Source organism: Duganella sp. GW822-FHT06D06 (assembly GCF_058799615.1).
The window spans coordinates 42,603-61,961 of the sequence record NZ_JBXALQ010000004.1 but is presented as its reverse complement, the minus strand read 5'-3'; the positions used below and the strand labels follow the sequence as shown (position 1 = coordinate 61,961).

At 60.6% G+C, this 19,359-nt stretch carries 14 protein-coding genes; 4 read left to right on the top strand and 10 right to left on the bottom strand.

Annotation, left to right across the window (positions count from 1 at the left end):
- Positions 1-8 precede the first annotated feature (8 nt).
- Together AC1RMD_RS09020 and AC1RMD_RS09015 are read right to left on the bottom strand one after the other, a co-directional pair.
- The gene (locus AC1RMD_RS09020; RefSeq protein ID WP_492925772.1) at positions 9-668 is read right to left on the bottom strand and encodes a class I SAM-dependent methyltransferase; all 660 of its coding nucleotides are present in this window, start codon (positions 666-668) and stop codon (positions 9-11) included.
- 62 nt (positions 669-730) lie between these two features.
- Positions 731-3,595 (bottom strand): hybrid sensor histidine kinase/response regulator, encoded by a 2,865-nt coding sequence (locus AC1RMD_RS09015; protein WP_492925770.1) that lies wholly within the window; start codon positions 3,593-3,595, stop codon positions 731-733.
- Positions 3,596-3,773: 178 nt separating this feature from the next.
- On the opposite strand from AC1RMD_RS09015, the gene AC1RMD_RS09010 reads away from it, so the two are divergent.
- The 3 genes from AC1RMD_RS09010 to AC1RMD_RS09000 all read left to right on the top strand — a co-directional run bounded on the left by AC1RMD_RS09010 (position 3,774) and on the right by AC1RMD_RS09000 (position 5,323).
- Entirely contained in the window at positions 3,774-4,403 is a 630-nt protein-coding gene (locus AC1RMD_RS09010) for a LysE family translocator (RefSeq protein WP_492925768.1), read from the top strand.
- A gap of 218 nt (positions 4,404-4,621) precedes the next feature.
- Positions 4,622-4,798 carry a hypothetical protein gene (locus tag AC1RMD_RS09005; protein WP_492925766.1) on the top strand — a complete coding sequence of 59 codons (177 nt, stop codon included), beginning with the start codon at positions 4,622-4,624 and terminating at the stop codon, positions 4,796-4,798.
- Positions 4,799-4,816: 18 nt separating this feature from the next.
- On the top strand, positions 4,817-5,323 hold the full coding sequence (locus tag AC1RMD_RS09000) for a hypothetical protein (protein WP_492925764.1): 507 nt from the start codon (positions 4,817-4,819) through the stop codon (positions 5,321-5,323).
- 259 nt (positions 5,324-5,582) lie between these two features.
- Here AC1RMD_RS09000 and AC1RMD_RS08995 read toward each other — a convergent pair whose 3' ends face one another.
- The 6 genes from AC1RMD_RS08995 to AC1RMD_RS08970 all read right to left on the bottom strand — a co-directional run bounded on the left by AC1RMD_RS08995 (position 5,583) and on the right by AC1RMD_RS08970 (position 12,717).
- A complete protein-coding gene (locus AC1RMD_RS08995) occupies positions 5,583-5,960 on the bottom strand; it encodes a hypothetical protein (RefSeq protein WP_492925762.1) in 378 nt (125 codons plus the stop codon).
- 15 nt (positions 5,961-5,975) lie between these two features.
- Complete coding sequence (locus AC1RMD_RS08990) at positions 5,976-6,485, bottom strand: glycoside hydrolase family 73 protein (RefSeq protein WP_492925760.1); 510 nt, start codon at positions 6,483-6,485, stop codon at positions 5,976-5,978.
- Positions 6,486-6,663: 178 nt separating this feature from the next.
- Positions 6,664-7,236 carry an FxDxF family PEP-CTERM protein gene (locus AC1RMD_RS08985; protein ID WP_492925758.1) on the bottom strand — a complete coding sequence of 191 codons (573 nt, stop codon included), beginning with the start codon at positions 7,234-7,236 and terminating at the stop codon, positions 6,664-6,666.
- A gap of 214 nt (positions 7,237-7,450) precedes the next feature.
- Positions 7,451-8,833 carry a hypothetical protein gene (locus tag AC1RMD_RS08980; protein WP_492925756.1) on the bottom strand — a complete coding sequence of 461 codons (1,383 nt, stop codon included), beginning with the start codon at positions 8,831-8,833 and terminating at the stop codon, positions 7,451-7,453.
- A 70-nt stretch (positions 8,834-8,903) separates the two neighbouring features.
- The gene (locus AC1RMD_RS08975; RefSeq protein ID WP_492925754.1) at positions 8,904-9,509 is read right to left on the bottom strand and encodes a YceI family protein; all 606 of its coding nucleotides are present in this window, start codon (positions 9,507-9,509) and stop codon (positions 8,904-8,906) included.
- A 541-nt stretch (positions 9,510-10,050) separates the two neighbouring features.
- Positions 10,051-12,717 carry a M1 family metallopeptidase gene (locus tag AC1RMD_RS08970; protein WP_492925752.1) on the bottom strand — a complete coding sequence of 889 codons (2,667 nt, stop codon included), beginning with the start codon at positions 12,715-12,717 and terminating at the stop codon, positions 10,051-10,053.
- 129 nt (positions 12,718-12,846) lie between these two features.
- On the opposite strand from AC1RMD_RS08970, the gene AC1RMD_RS08965 reads away from it, so the two are divergent.
- The gene (locus tag AC1RMD_RS08965) at positions 12,847-13,473 is read left to right on the top strand and encodes a glutathione S-transferase family protein (protein WP_492925750.1); all 627 of its coding nucleotides are present in this window, start codon (positions 12,847-12,849) and stop codon (positions 13,471-13,473) included.
- Between the two features lie 10 nt (positions 13,474-13,483).
- On the opposite strand, the gene AC1RMD_RS08960 is transcribed toward AC1RMD_RS08965, so the two are convergent.
- Together AC1RMD_RS08960 and AC1RMD_RS08955 are read right to left on the bottom strand one after the other, a co-directional pair.
- Positions 13,484-14,467: a CheR family methyltransferase gene (locus AC1RMD_RS08960; protein ID WP_492925748.1), complete on the bottom strand. Its 984-nt coding sequence runs from the start codon at positions 14,465-14,467 to the stop codon at positions 13,484-13,486.
- Positions 14,455-19,359 carry a hybrid sensor histidine kinase/response regulator gene (locus tag AC1RMD_RS08955; protein WP_492925746.1) on the bottom strand — a complete coding sequence of 1,635 codons (4,905 nt, stop codon included), beginning with the start codon at positions 19,357-19,359 and terminating at the stop codon, positions 14,455-14,457. The genes AC1RMD_RS08960 and AC1RMD_RS08955 overlap by 13 nt, the downstream gene beginning before the upstream one ends.

Here is a 19,359-nt window from a genome sequence, read left to right as displayed (position 1 = left end):
TGCGGCCGCTAGCGGCGGCGGGCCAGCGTCAGGCCGTCGCCCAGCGGCAGCAGCGACAGGTCGATGCGTTCGTCGTGGTGCAGCTTGATGTTCAGTGCTTGCAGCGCGGCGGTGTCGTCGCTGTCGGCGCGTTCGGTGACGCGGCCGCTCCACAGCGTGTTGTCGATCACGATCAGGCCGCCGGGCCGCACCAGCTGCAAACAGCGCTCGTAGTAGCCGTCGTAATTGACCTTGTCCGCATCGATGAAGGCGAAGTCGTAGCGGCCTGCCTCGCCGGCCGCCAGGCGCGCATCCAGCGTGGCCAGGGCAGGGCCCAACTGCAAATCGATTTTATCGGCGACGCCGGCCTGCGCCCAAAACGGCTTGCCGACGCGGGTGTACTCGTCGTTGATGTCGCAGGCCAGGATGCGGCCGTCGGCCGGCAAGGCCAGCGCCACCGACAGCGCGCTGTAACCGGTGAACACGCCGATCTCGATGGCGTTGCGGGCGCCGGTCAGCTTGACCAGCATCGCCATGAACTGCCCCTGCTCGGGTGCGATTTGCATGGTGGCGCGTTCGTGGCCGCGGGTGGCGTCGCGCAGGGCGGCTTGCGCCGGATGCTCGCGCAGCGAATGCGCCAGCACATATTGGTACAGTGAGTCGGTGAGGTTGAGCGTGCGGTTGGACATGCGGCATCTCCTTGGTTGGCTGCCGTCAGTGTAGCAGCGTCACCGCTGCCTGCGCGCGCAGGTCAGGTGGTCGATTCCCGCTGCGACATGGTCACATCGTTGCTGGCGGCGCGGCGCAGGTCGTTGCAGGCCTGGTCCAGCGCGGCGGCCACTCCCGGCAGGCGGCGGGTGACTTCGTCCAGGTCGCCGGCGGCGGCGGCGGCCTCCATCTCGTGACACAGCGTGTGCAGGTGGGTCGAGCTCAGATAACCGGCGCTGCCCTTGAGCGCGTGGATCGCCGCCGCCGCCGCGTGGGCGTTGGCGGCCGTGACGGCGGCGCGCGCGTTCTCCAGCCGGCGCGGCGCTTCGTCGAGGAAGGCCTGGGTGATGCGCTGCATGTGCGAGTGCGACAGCCCGGCCAGCGGCATGATCTGCACCGTGGCCGGATCGATGCGCTTCTCGACCGCCGGCGCCACGCCGAACTGCTCGTCGAGCGACTGCGCGCGGGTGGCGGACAGGCGCGCGGCGTCGGTAGGCCGCAGCGGCCGGCCGCGGCTCAGGTGCTGGGCGATGGTCTTCTCGATCTGGTCGTACAGCAGGCGCTCGTCGACCGGCTTGCTGAGGAAGCCGTCCATGCCCACCGCCAGGTAGCGCGCGCGGTCATGGTCGCTGGCGTTGGCGGTCAGCGCGATGATCGGGATGCCGGGATCGAGCACGCGGTAGTCTTCGCTGCCGCCGCTTCGGATCAGGCGCGCGGCCTGTTCGCCGTCCATCATCGGCATGCGGCCGTCCATCAACACCAGGTCGTAGGCGGCGGTGCTGAGCGCGTGCAGCGCCTGCAGGCCGTTTTCCACCACGCGGATGTCGTGGCCCATGTTCTCCAGCAGCGTGCTGACGATGATCTGGTTGGTGCGCACGTCCTCGGCGCACAGCACGCGCAGGCGGTAGGCATGATGCTCCTTGCGCGGCAGGCTGGAAGGATCGATGGCCGGCACCGCGCCCAGCGCCAGCGGCAGCGTGAAGCTGAATGTGGAGCCGACGCCGACCCGGCTTTCGGCGGCGATCGAGCCGCCCATCAGTTCAACCAGCTCCTTGCAGATCGCCAGGCCAAGGCCGGTGCCGCCGTAGCGGCGCGTGGTCGAGTGGTCGGCCTGCTCGAACTTCTGGAACAGGCGTGGCAGCGTCTCGGCCGGGATGCCGGGGCCGGTGTCGGTGATGTCGAAGCTGACGCTGGTGCGGCCTTCGACCGTCAGCATGGCCGAGGCGTCCAGCCGCACTTCGCCGCGGTCGGTGAACTTGATGGCGTTGCCCAGCAGGTTGAGCAGGATCTGGCGCAAGCGGGTCGGATCGCCGCGCACGTAGCGCGGCAGGTCCAGCGCCAGGTCGCAGCGCAGCAGCAGGCTCTTGGCGTCGGCCTGGCCTTGCAGGATGCCGATGGCGTCGTCGACCAGCGCGACCAGGTCGAAGTCCACCGTCTCGATCGACAGGCGGCCGGCGTCGATCTTGGAGAAATCGAGAATGTCGTTGAGGATGGCCAGCAGCGATTCGCTGTTCTGCAAGCCGATGCGCAGGTATTCCTCGGTGCGGCCGCGCACCGACTGGTCGCGCATGGCGAACTTGATCATGCCGATCACGCCGGCCAGCGGCGTGCGGATGTCGTGGCTCATCGCCGACAGGAAGTCGATGCGGTGGCGGCTGACCACTTCCGCATGTTCCTTGGCCTCGGTCAGCTGCGCGGTGCGTTCCTGCACGCGCTGCTCCAGCGTGTTGCGCAGCAGGCGGATCTGGTCGGCCAGCGCGAACGCCAGCAGCACGCCGTCCAGCGTGCCGCCCAGCAGCGTGAATAGCTGGGCGTTGGTGATCATAGCCGGGATCAGGCCCAGGTTGGCCGGCAGGATGAACAGCCCCGGCACCATCAGCGCGACGAAGCCGAGCACGAAGAAGCGCGCCGGGTAGTAACCGCGCCGCCACACCACGATGCCGCTGGTGAGCGCCATCGTCATCCAGATCGAGATGACGATGGTGGCGATGGTGTGCGCGTAGCTCAGGTAGAAGAAGCAGCTCGGCAGCGTCACCAGCGGCAGCACGATGTTGATGCGGCTGAGTCGGTGCAGCAGCGGCGAATGTTCTTTCAGCCGGAGGAAGTTGGTGTAGAACATGGTGCTCAGCACCGGCAACAGGAAAAAGGGCACGTAGTGCCATTGCAGGTTGTGCCAGCCGAACAGGTCGGCCGTCATGTGGAAGGTCATGCCCCAGGCGATGGCGTAGCACAACACGTACAGCGAGTAGTACAGCGACGAGTTGTCGCGGGTGATCGAGTAGATGAAGAAGTTGAACACCGTCAGCGCCAACAGCGCGCCGATGGAGCCGATGATGAGCACGTTCTCGCGCGCCACCAGCTGCTGGTAGGCGGTGCGCGGCAACACCGACATCACCGGCGTGCGGGCGTAATAAGGGCTGGCGAAGCGGATCAGCACCTGATAGCGCTGGCCGGGTTGCAGGTCGATGTCTTTGCCGTAGTGCAGCAGATAGGCATGCGGCTGGCGGTAGCCGGTCAGCATCTGGCGCGCGCTGCCGTCGGGGGCGAACACCTGGATGTCGACCATGTCGATCAGCGTGTCGTTGGGATCGATGACCCAGGCCGGCTGGTGGCTGTCGTTGCGCAACTCGGCATAGAGCCAGTAGCCGCCGCCCAGCAGGTTGACCTTGGAGGCCGGATTCAGCCCGGCCAACAGCTTGGGCAGGCCGGCGGCGTCGACCGGGAAGGGCTGGCCCTCATCCAGATAGAGCTTGCCTGTTGCCATCAAATCGATACTTGCGGTATTGACGCTGATCGTAGCCGGCGGACGCTCCGCAGCCGTGGCTGCGGTAGCGCACAACGCCAGTTGCCACCATGCCAGCATCGCCAGCAGCACGAGCAACACGCCACGTGGTAGACCGTCAGACATCTTGCATGCTGTACTCATTAGTGTTCCGAAGGCCGCAGGTCTCAATAAGTTGGGTTTTTTCCATTTTAAACGAGAACTTATTGTTTTATTCAAAAATTGACCTGTGGCATGGACCGATGCTTGGCGCATGCCCGCTGCGGCAGGTAAGATGGCGCCTTTGCACCACAGGAACGCGACCGTGCTTATCTCTCCAGAACAATTCATCGGCTTTCTCAGCGCCGCTTTGCTGATCACGATTTCACCGGGCCCGGATAATTTGATGGTGCTCAGCGTCGGCATGTCGCGCGGACGGCGCCAGGGCATGGTGTTCGGCCTGGGCTGCGCGCTGGGTTGCTTGAGTCACACTTTGTTGGCGACGTTGGGTGTGAGCGCCCTGATCAAGGCTTCGCCGATGGCGTTTGGCGCGCTCAAGCTGCTGGGCGGTGGTTATTTGATCTGGCTGGGCATCGGCGCGCTGCGTAGTCGCGGCGGCGCGCGCGTCGAGGGTGGCGGGGTGCCGGACGAGAGTCTGGGCAAGTTGTTTGGCAAGGGTTTGTTCGCCAATTCGGTCAATCCGAAGGTGGTGTTGTTCTTCCTTTCCTTCCTGCCGCAGTTTGTGGTGGCCGAGCGGGGCGATGTCAGCTGGCAGACCGCGCAGCTGGGCTTGTTGTTCACGGCGCAGGGCGTAGTCTTGTTCGGCTTGCTGGGATATTTCTCCGGCGCGGTGGGCGCGTGGATCAACCGCCATCCGGGCGCGGGCATGTGGATGGACCGCGTGGCCGGTGCGATTTTCGTCGGCCTGGGGCTGAAGTTGATTATTTCTCGTTAAAGGGGCAAATAAAGTTTGTTCGCAGCGCCGATGTCATCATGGCGTAATGTTGCGCTGCAATACTGGCTTTGCTCTTTCAAGTCTCTCCCGATTTGAAAACTTTTGGCCCGCGCCTCTTTGTGCTGCGGGCTTTTTTTTGTCCGTCGCATTGTGAGGGCGGGATTGCCGCTGCAACTTTTCCATGTCACTATCGGCCGAACAACCACTTGGAGTTCGCCATGAGTACCTACATCCCCGCCTTGATCTGGACACTTTCGGGCGTGGCTTGCCTCATCATCGCCAAGCGTCGGTCTGTAAAAACGACCGGAATCAGGGCTGCCTTAGTGACTGTGCTGGGGCCGATTGCGATTCCTTTCGTGCTGGCCGCAAAGCCGGATGCATTCAAGCAAGCTTAAACGCATAGCCAGCTTCCAATGGAAAATTACCGAAGTTTCATTGCCTTATTTATAATCATTGGCATTATCGGATGGTGGTTCGCCGTCGAGTTTCGAGCATTGGGAAAGATGGGGGACAAGGCGGCTGAAGACAGCGAGAAGTATAGGTTGCCGTGGCGGGCAATTTTATATGCACCATTGGCGAACATACCTATCACCTCGGTACTGGGATACCACCTGGACGGGAGTTTCACTGCCGGAAGCGCCATGGTTCTCGTTGCTACGGCAATATTTTTTTCGCTGCTATTTTACGTGGGCACCATAATCATTGGCATCCCAATCTATTTCCTGCTTCTCAGTTTTAATATCCTGAATATCTGGACACTATGTCTGGCGAGCAGTGTTATCCCTGTAATCATGCTGCTGGGAGAGGTGCAATGGCATCTGGCCTTGATCCTTGGCTTGGCATGTATTGCTGTGAGCGCCGTAGGATATGTTCTGAGGCCTAAGGAGCTTCTAAATAAAAAAGATGCATTGGGCAAGTAGACTTGCGAAATGGGGTTAGTTCCGGCAACGTGCCAAAGGCACGTTGCCGGAACTAACCCCGAAGCGCTTATGAATTGTCGCTCTTAATAATTTAAGCAGGTAAATTTTTTGCAAAATAAGTTAAAAATGAAAGCATCGGATAAGCTTTTTGAAAATTTTAACGAAATGCGAAATGGGGTCAGTTCCGGCAACGTGCCAAATGGCGCGTTGCCGGAACTGACCCCGAAGCGCTGCCGAAGCGCTGACCCCGAAGCGTTGGTCAATTTTTGGTTTTTACTTTCGGAGTCTCTCTAGCCGGCACAAGCTGGTGGTTTATCAGCTTGTAGTTTGTTCCATCATATACATCGCTGGTTAGCTGGCCGTCGTGCTTTCTAACTCGGACGTTAAACAGACGAGGCCCTATTTCTGGAGTACCGCCACAGTCTTTCGTATGACGTTCGCGCACTACAATTTCAAAGTATGACGGCTTCTCGATTACATCGGCCAACCCGCATTCATCGCTGAGCGTCGTTAGGTGGTATTTGTGTATGGCATTGATGGCAAGTTTGGCTGCTTCTTCTTTGGTTTTTATTTGGCCTGAAAACGCCAACGTCGATGCAAGAAACAGCAGGGCAGGCAAGCATTGAAATGTTTTCATGATGTGATCCGTGGGTTATTTTTTAAGCAGCGGCGCGATGTGTGAACGAATGATGGATTTCAATTTTCTTGCATAATGCGGATCGGTAGCGTATCCACGCCTGGCGATAGCCTCGGCGAATCTTTCCGGGTCACCCTGATACGCAAATACAGTTGGATATTTCCGTTGTATCAGAGATGCGTAATCGTCGGCGGCTTCAGAGTAGCTGGCGTAGGCACGAAATTCATCGACTTCACTGATCCGTTTCCCCGACAAAGTGACTTCGTGCGTGGAGAACGTTGTCGATTGTCCTGTTGCTGATTTACCTTTTATTCCAAAGTAGGCATTGCCCTTGACTGATCTACCCCAATTACTCTCAAGAGCGGATTGTGCAAGTATTACCTCGGTTGGGATGCCTGTACGGGCTGAGATGATTCTTGCGTCACTGGTATGCAAGCCGACAAAATGGGCGACGTGAGCTGGCTGCTGCTTGGGCCGATGTTTGTGCGCATGCGTCTGAGCAAGCGCGTGTGCGTGTTTTGACATGTGCGATCTCCGATCCGGCCGAAGTGGCTAGATTTAGCATCACATCAATTTCGGCAGGTATCGTTGAACTTGCTCAGTAGTTATGTGCGGGGCGAAACACTTTGCCTCAGAAAAAAAGCGCATGGCCGTTGCCGGCTCATGCGCTCTTCGCGGCTGCGGCGCAGTGGCCGCGCCGGGATCAGCTGGTTTTCTTGCGGCGGGCTGCGTAGCCTAACAAGCCCAAGCCCCCCAGCAACATGCCGTAGGTTGCCGGCTCAGGCACGGCTTCCAGCGGTGTCACGTTGAGGCTGCCGCCGTAGGCGCCTCCGCTGCTACCGTCAACGCTGCCGGTGATTTCCAGATAGTACTGCCCCTGGCTGAGGTTGTTCGCATGGAACCTGAAGTAGTTCGGCAACAGTGGGGAGGCGCTGAGGGACGATAAAATCACGATATTGTTGTTGATATCGAGAGTGTAGTTCACCAGTTTTACCGTTGCCAGCGTCAGCGATTGAGTCGAGGTGAAATCCGACGAGACCGAGCCTCCCGCCTCGAACGACGAGCCGACGCTGAATCCAATGAAGTCGTCGAAGGTGCCGTGCTGGTCGGTGTTGATGAAATTATTGCCAAAACTCATAGTGAAGCCGCCGAACGCGTCACTGATCTGCTGACTAAATGGCGAGCCAATGACGTTCGCGGCAATCGCGGACTGCGCCATCAGTCCGGAGCAGGCAAGCAATGCGGAAAATATAACTGCCTTGGTAAAGACTTTCATACTCGTTTCCAGTCAAAGTGAGGGCCGCAGGGAGGTTCATCTTGTTGTCTATATTTCATCGAAAAGAATAGCACAATAAGTCCTGCCGGAATTGTCTATTTGACTGTATTTTTCTTTTTGGACACAAGCGTGAAGCCCAGTTCCAGCTTGTCCTGCACGGCCAGTGCGCCAGCCATCACCGAAAACGGTACGGGCCAGGTTTGCGACGTGCCCATCAATGAGTGCAAATTGAATCCTGTACACCCCGAATTTTGGCCAGTGCAGCCTCTGCCGCGGACAAAATATCACTCTCGCTTGCATCGAGCAGCGGCATGAACTGTAACTTAAAGTTCGAATACACAAGCGGCACGGACACAAACATATTTTCGCCATCAATCAATAATTGCCCCAAACTGTCGGGGGATGCATGTTCGTGAAGTTTCATATACGAAGGTAGATCTGTGAATTTTACCGATTTCCCCGCTTGTGCTAGTTTTTGTAGTTTCAAAAATTCATTGCGCGATATTCTGGAAAACAAATCGGAAAAGAACAAGTCAAATGTCAACCCATATGCATCAGTTCCCGAAAAATACAAATCATTAAGTAAGGAATTTACCTTGTATTCTTCCTTTGAGGCTGTAATGACGGCGATAGTCCCAATGCTTGCCAAAGCCTCGTTGATTCTTCTGCGTGAGTACATGACGTTGTTGATGACTACCTTTCGTACCCCCAGGTTGCTGCAAGTTTTTTTGGTCAAATAATGCATCACCTCGTGAACTTCTATTTCTTTAAAAAAGGAAGGAGTCATCTCAGGGTGTTTTTTAAGCTGGCTTTCGTTTTTTATTTGTTCAGAAAATAGAACGATTTTCTGTTGAGATCGACGTTTATCGATTTCCCCATATTTTTCACAGGATTGTCGCAATCCACTTAATGCATAGCCTCGGGATTTTTCTACAGTGATTCTGGTGAGCTTGGCACCTACTACTTCATATAGGTTATCCGTCAATTTATTCTTGAACGAATTCCTATTTAGGAAATCTATAACATCCGTTGGCAAACGCACTTGATCTTGCTTGACATTGTCAGCGAAGCAAAATTTTGGAAAAGTAACCGGTGGAGATCCATCAAGAATTTTTTGCTCAGGCGTTGACGTGATGTAGTAATCAATCGCATCGGATGCACCATGCAAAAGACTGAGAAATTCCGGACCTAAAAGGATAGTCAATCCCGTTGAAGAAGGTGAGAAGCCGCCGAGGAATTCCGATGTTATTTCTTTTTCTGGAACGCTCAACGATAGCAATAATTTTCTCTGTGCTTCAAATAATGAATCCTTCGCATAAGCAAGGGCGTACCGCACTTTCATTTCTTTTACTAGTGAAGACGATTGATGTGTTTCGATTTCGCGAAATGATATGCCGAGATCCTCATATACTGAATGCAATTCGTTTTCGAATTCGACAATGGCAGCAGTAGTGGTTTGTTTATTGTTTTTGGCAAGAGAAAATCCTACAAAATAATAGTCTTTTTCTTTCTTATGACTTTTGCTTCTTTCAAAAACGCTGGCAATACCAATGCAAATTACAACGAGGATACCAAAAACAACTATCTTTTTAATCATGAATTTTGTGGCTGACTTTGCATAGTCATGTTACGGGTTATTCGAGGTCTCCTGTAAGCTGCTGCTGAACTTACTTCGCCACTAGCGTGAATCGCAGTTCCAGTTGGTCCTGCACGGCCAGCGCGCCGGCCATCACCGAAAACGGCGCGATGCCGAAATCACTTTGTTTCAGTTTGACGCTGCCGGTGACGGTCATGACGCCATTCGCCTCGCGGATCTCCGCCGGAATCGTCATGCTGCGCGTGACGCCGTGCAGTGTGATCGCCACTTGCAGCGGCTGGCCGGCGGCGCCGCGTTCTGCATGTACCTTGACCAGCGGATAGCGTTCCGCATCCAGCACCTTGGTCAGCATATTGTTGCGGGTGCCGTCGATGGCGTCGGGGGAGGGCTGTTTTTCCAGCCCTGCGGCGGTGCGCAGGGTGGCTTCGTCGACCGTCAACTGGTCGAGGCGGAATTGGAAATCGGCGCGGTTCTGCTTAGGCGATACGGTGCCAGTGACATGGCGGCTGGCGACCAGGTGATCGTGCCCAAGCCGGGCCAGCAGGCCGGCGCGCCGCACCGTGACGGCGATCAGCGATTGCGCGCTGTCGATGGTCAGTGCGGCGGTAGCCGGCGGCGGCGATGCGATAGGGGCAGGCGGAGCCGCAGGAGCACGTGCAGGCGCAGTCGGGGCCACAGGCGCACGTGCAGGCGCAGTCGGAACGGCAGGCGCAGGCGCTGCGGCCGGCGGCGGGTTGCCGGGCAGTTGCGTGCATGCGACCACGCTCGCGCACAGCACGCTGATTTTTAGATAATTATATAATTTTGTCATTGCGCACCATGGTCATTTGGCCGTCATATTGCCCGATTATGATGCGTTTCGCTGGTCTCAGCGTGCTCTAGTTGGTTTCGTGCCCAAGCCGGTGCGGGATTTCACAAAGCATGACTCAGCAGGCTCGCCGGTGGCCTGAAACACCGGCACCATCACCTCGATCCGGCTTCATTTCAGCGCCGATTCCTACCTTAATCAATCCCTAAGCCTATGCCGGCCGATAGCTGGCAAAGTAACACCTGTAGCGCGAGGTCTCAGCCTCGCGCCCGGCTGCCGGACTCCATCAAGCCCGGCACAAATTTCGCCCAGGCGGCACCATCGCCGCCGGGCAAACAGACATCCCCACGCTTTCGAGCGTTTTCGTAACCAGCATCATCTCACGATGACGCTGGTTTTTTTTGGGCTGTTAGCCGTGCTTGGCCAGCCAGCTGTCGATTTCCGGCAGGCGGGTGGTGCGCAGCTTCACGCGGTACTGGATCGAGGCGATGGCGGTCTTGGTGTCGCCCTGTGCTTCGGCCGGCAGGTACTGCTTGGCGTAGGCGCGCAGTTTGTCGATCATCGCCAGGTCGGCGGAACGTCCGCCCAGGCCCGGGAAGTAGCGGCTGCGCGAGCTGCCATCAATCTTCTTCTCCAGCTGGGTGTAGTGGCTGATGGCGAAATCGTAAGCCATGTCCGGGTGGTGGCCGGCCACGTGGCTCAGGATCGATGCGCCTTCGGTGGCGCCGCCTTCGTCGGTCAGCGCCAGTTCCAGTGCGCGCTGCGCCAGCGCCTTGTCCTTGGTGGTGCCCAGCAGGTCATACAGCTCGCTCTTGATCATGGACGATTTCTCTTCCTGGGCTGCGGCGCGCAGCTTGTCCCAGGTCGCGGCATCGGCGTTGGTGGCGATCACGCCCAGGATAGGGCGGCGCAGCGCGGCCGGCATCGCATCCTTGTCGGTGGCCGAGGCGGCATAACGGCGGCGCGCTTCCGCCACCACGCCTTCATCGCCGACCGCGCCCAGCACCTGGATCAAGGTCTCGCGCAGGTTGGCGACAGGTGCCGCTTCATCCGCGGCCTTGGTCCAGCCGATGCGCGCCAGCACCGGCGCCAGGCGCTTGCGGGCGTAGCGGTCCAGCGCTGCCTGCTGTTCCGGCTTGCCTTCGTAGCTGTAGTGCAGCGAGACCAGCGATTCGGCGATCTGGTCCCACACTTGCGGCGCGGCGTCCACCGGCGCTTTGCTGGCCAGGTTCAGGAAGCTGGAAGCCGGCATCAAGCCCGCCATGCCCAGCGACCAGCTGTCCGACAGCAGGCCCAATTGATCGATGGTCGCCAGATTGCCGAAACTGTCGCTCAGCGCGGCAAACGCCTTCGATGCGTACAGCGTGCGGTAGTAGCCGCTCTGGCCTGCATTGACCAGCACTGCGCCGCAGCCCGGCAGCGTCATGCCGGCCTTGCCGTTGACGATGGCGCGCACGGGAGCGCCGCCCACCGTCTGGGCGATCACCGGCACGCGCCAGCTCAGCGGCTTCTTGTCGGTCTGGTCTTTGCTGAACTCACCCTGCGTCAGCGCGATGGTGGTCTGGCCATTTTTGCAGACGGCGTCGGCCACGCGTATCATCGGCACGCCCGGCTTGAGCGTGAAGTCGTGCGCGATCGCGGTCACCGGCTTGTGCGCGGCTTTTTCCACTTCGCGCCACAGGTCGTCGGACACCGTGTTGCCATAAGCATGCTTGGCCATGTAGCTGCGCACGCCGGTGCGCCAGGCCTCGTCGCCGACGTAGTTCTCCAGCATGCGGATGACCGACTCGCCTTTTTGATAGGTGATGCTGTCGAAGGCCTGGCTGGCCTGTTCCACGGTGCCGATGTGCTGCACCACCGGGTGCGTGGTGGCCAGCGCATCGCGGTTCATGGCCTGCTCGCGGGTGCCGACGGCGCGCAGTTCCCATTTCCATTCAGGGTGCAGGCGGGTGGTGGTGCGCGATTCCATCCACGAGGCGAAGCCTTCGTTCAACCACAGGTCGTCCCACCATGCCATCGTCACCAGGTCGCCGAACCACTGGTGCGCCATTTCGTGCGCGGCCACCAGGAACGAGGTTTCCTTGTCCGACTGCGTGGCGGTGCGTGGATCGAGCAGGATCGCCGATTCGAAGGTGAAGATCGCGCCCCAGTTTTCCATCGCGCTGAAGAACTGGCTGCGGCCCGGCGCGGCGATGTTGTCCAGCTTGGGCAGCGGGTACTTCACGCCGAAGTAGTCGTTGTATTCCTTCAGCACGGCGACCGACGAATCGAGCGCGAACTGGGCCTGGCCTATCGATCCTTTTTGCGTGACGACGCCCAATTCGGTGCCGCCTTCGACCACGCTGGCGCGTTCGAACTCGCCCAGGCCGAAGAACAGCAGGTAGGTCGACATCTTCGGCGAGGTGGCGAAGCGCACCAGGTCGCGGCCGTCGGCCAGCTTGCTGGTGGAGGTGATCGGCATGTTCGATACAGCCATCTGGCCGGCCGGCACGGTCGCTTCCAGCGCGAAGGTGGCTTTGTAGAACGGCTCGTCCCACGACGGGATCACGCGGCGCGCTTCGGAGTTTTCAAATTGGGTGTACAGCGCGCGCTTCTTGTCGCCGCCGTTCTGGTAGTCCAGCGAGAACATGCCGGTCGCCTGGGTGCCGATCACGCCGGTGTAGTCCAGCTTGAGCTGGTAGCTGCCCACGGCCAGCGGCTGGGCGAACTCGAAGGTGGCGGTTTGCTTGTCGTTGTCGACGCTGATCTTGCTGGCGGCCAGCGCCGGCTTGCCAGGGCCGGCGCTGATCGCGGCGGTGCTGAATTTCAGGTCGGCGGCGTTGAGGGTGATGCTATTGCTGGCTTGCTTGATGTCGAGCGCGATGGTGACGCTGGCACTGAAAGTACTGTTGACGGCATCCGGCGTCAGCGAGACCGCGTAGTGAGTCGGCACGGCGTTGCGGGGGAGCTGCGTGGTGATCTTGTTGCCGGCGTTTGCGGCCTTGGCGGCCGGCGCGGCGGCCACGGTCAGTGGAGCGAGGCCGGAAGTAAGGCCGAGCAGCGCCATCACGGCGAGCGAAATCAGACTACGTTGCATGCAAAATCCTTCAGTTGGGTGAGCCGGGAGGCATACGATATAAACCGTTATTGGCTTCGTGGGCCAACGAGCAATCTAAGGGTAACTGGTTACAATGTCAATCTACCCATCACGTCACAGGAGTTGGATATGAAGTTCTATACGTCGCCGCGCACGCCTAATCCGCGCCGGGTCGCCATGTTCATGGCTGAGAAGGGCCTGACCGATATCGAGCAGGTGTCGATCGACCTGGTCGGCGGCGCTCACCGCAGTGCTGAGTACCTGGAAAAGAATCCCTTCGGCCGGGTGCCGGCGCTGGAGCTGGACGATGGCCGCATCCTGTGCGAAACCCGTGCCATCTGCACCTGGCTGGAAGGCTATGCGCCGGAGCCCAACCTGATGGGGGACGGCTTCGATGAACGCGCCTTTGTCGAGATGACCGACCGCCGCGTTGAGCTGCACCTGTTCATGGGCATCGCCAACTGCGTGCGCCACACGCATCCGGGCCTGGCGATGCTGGAGCAACCGCAGTTTGCGGACTTCGGCGCGTCGCAGGGCGAGAAGATGCGCGACACGGCGCGTTGGCTGGATGGCGTGCTGGCCACCCAGCCTTTCGTGGCGGGGCAGCGCTTCACCATCGCGGATATCACGGCGTTCTGCGCGCTGGAGTTCGGACGCGGCCTGATGAAGTTCCGGCCGGGCGCGGAAGGCATGGTGCATTTGCAGGCCTGGCGCGACCGCATTGCGGAACGTCCCAGCGCCTCGGCGGTGTACTAGGGAGCGCCGGCTAGGCCACCCGCTTGTACCACGGCTGTTGCGGGAACACCGGCTTGTAATGGACGGCCATTGGATCGTCCGGTTCCAGCGGACGATCCAGCACCAGCAGGCCGGATTGCGCCAGGCTGTCGTTGAACAGCCGCAGCACGCGCTGGCGCAGCGCCGGACCGAAGTCGGGCAGGGCGCGTCGCCCGAATATCATCTGGAACTCGTTGAACGACGCGTCCGTCACCAGGTTGTACTGCGCCCAGGTGATGCGGCTGCGCAGTTGCGGCAGCAGCGCAGCGTGCAGCCCGTCGCCGCTGACTTCGAAATAATCGAGCAGCTTGCCCGCGCCGCCGCTACGCACATAATTCGCTTGTAGTTCGCCCAGGCGCGCCATCGGCAGGCTTGCCGCCTGCGCCTCCGCCAGCAGCGCGTCGCTGGAGACGGTGGCGTAGATCTCGGTGCGGGCGCCCAGTTGTTCCTGTTCCAGCAGGATGGCCAGCGTCCACGCCTGCTGGGCGCCGGCGCAATCGGCCAGCCACACGCGCGGCAGTGCGGCGCCATGCAGGCATACGCCCAGCGACATCCGCAGCAGCGACACTTCCGACGTATCATCAAACATCGACGCCGGTTCCACAGATAGTTCACGCAGCAGGGCGTTCCAAGCATGCGGGTCGTGCAGCACGCGTGCCTGCAGTTCCGAGATGGTGGCCAGCGACAGCTGCTTCATCGCCGCCTGCACGCGTTGCGTTACGACGTCGCGCTGGTAGCCGCGATAGTCGTAGCCGTAGACCTGGAACGCGGCCTCCAGCAGCAGCTCAAGCTCCAATTCCTCGACCGTGGACGGCGAGTGTCGGCGCGGGCCGTCCGCATGGCCGGCAACCGGCGTGGAAGCCGGCTCGGACGGCGGCGTGCCGGCCGTGCTGACCGTACCACCTGAGTCGGCCGGCCGCAACGCCGCCCGCAGCGACGCCATTAACGAGTTCAACACCGCCATCAGTGCAGCCACACCCGCATCAGCGACAGCAGTTGCGCCACGTCCACCGGCTTGGTGATGTAGTCCGACGCGCCGGCCGCGATACATTTATCGCGGTCGCCCTTCATCGCCTTCGCCGTCAGCGTGATGATCGGCAGCGATTTGAATTTGGGGATGCGGCGGATGGCGCGCATGGTGTCGTAGCCGTCCATCTCCGGCATCATGATGTCCATCAGGACGATCTCGATGGTCGGATCCTTTTCCAGCACCTCGATGCCGTCGCGGCCATTCTCGGCGAACGACACCTGCATCTGCTGGCGCTCCAGCAGCGACGACAGCGCGAAGATGTTGCGCAAGTCATCGTCGACGATCAGCACCTTGCGCCCGGCCAGACCGCCGTCGGCCGCGTGGATCTCTTCCAGCATGCGGCGCTGGGCTTCCGGCAGACTGGCCTGCGAGCGGTGCAGGAACAGCGCGGTTTCGTCCAGCAGGCGCTCCGGCGAGCGGGCATCCTTGATGACGATGGTCTTGGCGTAGCGCTTCAGCTTTGCCACTTCCTTGCGGTTCAACTCCTTGGCGGTGTTGATCACGATCGGCAGGTCGCGCAACGATTCGTCCTTGCCGATGATGTCGAGCAGGTCGAAGCCGCTGATGTCGGGCAGCGTCAGGTCCAGCACCATGCAGTCGAAGCGTGCTTCGCGCAGCGCGTCCAGCGCCGCCTGGCCGGTGTCGACGGCGACGATGTGCAGGTCGGCGTCGCCGATCAGGGCGACGATGGCGTCGCGCTGCATTTGTTCGTCGTCCACCACCAGCAGGCTGCGCTTACCGCCCAGCAGGAACTTCTGGATACGCGTGAATTCTTCCTGCAAGGCCGCCTTGCTGACCGGCTTGTTCAGGTAGGAGATCGCGCCCAGGCGCAGCGCCCGTTCGCGTTCGCGCAGGCTGGACATCACATGCACCGGAATGTGGCGCGTGCTTGGGTCGCGTTTCAGGCGGTCCAGCACCGTGAAGCCGTCGATGTCGGGCAGGTCGAGGTCGAGCAGGATGGCGGACGGCAGGTAGTCGCGCGCCAGGCTCAATGCGGAATCGCCTTGCAGCGTAACGATGCCCTTGAAGTTCTTCTCGCGTGCGAAGTCCAGCACGATCTTGGAGAAACGCTCGTCGTCTTCGATAATCAGCACCGACGGGTCGCCCGGCGCCACCAGGCCGCGGTCGTCGCTGCTGCCGTATTGCTCCATATCGGCGTCGATGTCGGTGATGGCGCTCAGGCTGTCGTGATCCGGCTGCGACAGTTCGCTGTAGTGCGGCGCGGTGTACACCACTTGCGGGGCCGGCGTCGGCAGGCGTACTTGCGGCTGACGGCCCATGTCGTAGTTGATGAAGCCGGCGCGGTTATACGGCAGGAACAGCGTGAAGGTGGAGCCGTTGCCGACCGCCGATTCAACGCGGATCTCGCCGCCCAGCAGGCGCGCCAGCTCGCGCGAGATCGACAGGCCCAGGCCCGTGCCGCCGTATTTGCGGGCGGTGGAGCCGTCGGCCTGCTGGAACGCCTCGAAGATCAGTTGCAGCTTGTCGGCGGCGATGCCGACGCCGGTGTCGCAGACGGCAAAGGCCAGCACCGCGTCGGCATGCAGCAGGTTGGGGTGGTCGCTGGAGAAGCCGCTGTTCACCAGGCTGATACTGAGCGAGACCTGGCCGTGCGTGGTGAACTTGAACGCGTTCGACAGCAGGTTTTTCAGCACCTGCTGCAAGCGCGTGGTGTCGGTCATCATCGCGGTCGGCAGGTTGTCCTTCAGCTCCACCGAGAAGCCGAGGTGCTTGGCCTCGGCCATGTGGCGGAAGGTGCGGTCGACGTAGTTGCGCAGGTTCTGGAAGCGATACTCGGAGACGTCCAGCGTCACCGTACCGGATTCGATCTTCGACAGATCCAGGATGTCGTTAATCAGCGTCAGCAAGTCGGAGCCGGAGCCGTGGATGGTCTTGGCGAATTCCACCTGCTTGCCGGACAGGTTGCCGTCCGGGTTGTCGCCCAGCTGCTGCGCCAGGATCAGCAGCGAGTTCAGAGGCGTGCGCAGCTCGTGCGACATATTCGCCAGGAACTCGGACTTGTACTTGGAGGACAGCGCCAGCTGCGTGGCTTTCTCTTCCAGCGCCAGTTTGGCTTGCTCCACCTCGCGGTTCTTGCGTTCCACCTCGATGTTCTGCTCGGACAGCAGGCGGGCTTTTTCGGCCAGTTCCTGGTTGGTCTGTTGCAGCTCCTGCGCCAGCGATTGCGACTGCGTCAGCAGCGATTCGGTACGGCTGTTCGCCTCGATGGTGTTGAGCACCACGCCGATCGATTCCATCAGCTGATCGAGGAAGGACAGGTGGGTTTCGGTGAAGCGGTCCAGCGAGGCGATCTCGATCACCGCCTTGACCTGCTGCTCGAACAGAATCGGCAGCACGACGATGTTGGTCGGCGGCGCCGCGCCCAGGCCGGACGACACGACGATGTAATCGCGCGGCACGTCGGTCAGCCAGATGCGCACCTTCTCCACCGCGCACTGGCCCACCAGGCCTTCGCCGGGCAGGAAGGAGGTCGGCAGCTTGCGGCTGGAACGGTAGCCGTAGCTGGCGATCATGCGCAGGCGGGCGTCCGATTCCTGCGAGTCCATCATGTAGAACACGCCGTGGTGGGCCGACACCAGCGGCGCCAGCTCGGACAGAATCAGCTTGGTCACGGCCTGCAAGTCGCGCTGCCCTTGCAGCAGACGGGTGAAGCGCGCCAGGTTGGTCTTCAGCCAATCCTGCTGCGCGTTCTTCAACGTGGTGTCCTTCAGGTTGCGGATCATCTCGTTGATGTTGTCCTTCAGGTAGGACACCTCGCCGCGCGCTTCCACCTGGATGGAGCGCGACAAGTCGCCGCGCGTCACGGCGGTCGCCACCTCGGCGATCGCTCGCACCTGGTTGGTCAGGTTTGCCGCCAGCTGGTTGACGTTCTCGGTCAAGTCTTTCCACGTACCGGCCACGCCGGACACGTTGGCCTGGCCGCCCAGCTTACCCTCGGTACCCACTTCCCGCGCCACCCGCGTTACCTCGGATGCGAAGGAGGACAGTTGGTCCACCATCACATTGATGGTGTCTTTCAGTTCGAGAATCTCGCCCTTCACGTCCACGGTGATCTTCTTCGACAAGTCGCCGCGCGCCACGGCGGTGGTCACCGCCGCGATGTTACGCACCTGGCCCGTCAAGTTGGAGGCCATGAAGTTCACGTTGTCGGTCAAATCCTTCCATGTGCCGCCTACGCCCGGCACATAAGCCTGGCCGCCCAGCTTACCCTCGGTACCCACCTCGCGCGCCACGCGGGTCACTTCCGATGCGAAGGAAGACAATTGGTCCACCATCACGTTAATGGTGTTTTTCAGTTCGAGAATCTCGCCCTTGACGTCCACCGTGATCTTTTTCGACAGGTCGCCGTTGGCCACCGCAGTGGTCACGTCGGCGATGTTACGCACCTGGCCGGTCAGGTTACCCGCCATCGAGTTCACGCCGTCGGTCAAGTCCTTCCAGGTGCCGGCCACGCCGGGCACGTTGGCCTGGCCACCCAGCTTACCCTCGGTGCCGACCTCGCGCGCCACCCGTGTCACCTCGGATGCGAAGGAGTTCAGTTGGTCCACCATCACGTTGATGGTGTTTTTCAGTTCGAGAATTTCGCCCTTGACGTCGACCGTGATCTTCTTCGACAAGTCGCCGTTGGCCACGGCGGTGGTCACGTCGGCGATGTTGCGCACCTGGCCCGTCAAGTTACCCGCCATCGAGTTCACCGAGTCGGTCAAGTCCTTCCACGTTCCCGCCACGCCTTTCACCTGCGCCTGGCCGCCCAGCTTACCCTCGGTACCGACTTCCCGCGCCACCCGCGTCACCTCGGATGCGAAGGAGGACAGTTGGTCCACCATCACGTTGATGGTGTTCTTCAGTTCGAGAATCTCGCCCTTCACGTCCACCGTGATCTTCTTGGACAAGTCGCCGTTGGCCACGGCGGTGGTCACCGCCGCGATGTTACGCACCTGACCCGTCAGGTTGGACGCCATGAAGTTCACGTTGTCGGTCAAGTCCTTCCATGTGCCGCCGACGCCGGGCACGTAGGCCTGGCCGCCCAGCTTACCCTCGGTACCCACCTCGCGCGCCACCCGCGTCACTTCCGACGCGAAGGAGCGCAGCTGGTCCACCATCACGTTGATGGTGTCCTTCAGTTGCAGGATCTCCCCGCGCACGTCCACCGTGATTTTCTTGGACAAGTCGCCGTTCGCCACCGCGGTGGTCACCTCGGCGATGTTGCGCACCTGGGAGGTCAGGTTACCCGCCATCGAGTTCACCGAGTCGGTCAAGTCCTTCCATGTTCCCGCCACGCCTTTCACCTGCGCCTGGCCGCCCAGCTTACCCTCGGTACCCACCTCACGCGCCACCCGCGTTACCTCGGAGGAGAACGACGACAGCTGTTCCACCATCGTGTTGGCGGTGGTTGCCGCCCGCAGGTACTGGCCTTTCAGCGGCACGCCGTCCACCTCCAGCGCCATGGTCTGCGACAGGTCGCCCTTCGCCACGGCGCCGATCACGCGCGCCATCTCGGTGGTCGGGCGCACCAGATCGTCGATCAGCGCGTTGACGGCGCTGACGATGGTGGCCCAGCCGCCGGACATATTGGGAACCTGCGCACGCTGCGTCAGCCGGCCCTCGCGGCCCACCACGCGGCTCACCTCCGTCACCACCTGCACCATTTTTTCCTTGGTCTCGATGATTTCGTTCAGGGTGTCGGCGATCTTGCCCGCCATGCCGGTCCAATCGGATGGCATGCGCGCCGTGAAATCGCCTTTTTTCAGCGCCATCAGGGTCGCCAGCAGTCGTTTGGTATCGATCTGCTCGCCCATGTCGGTCATATTGTTCAT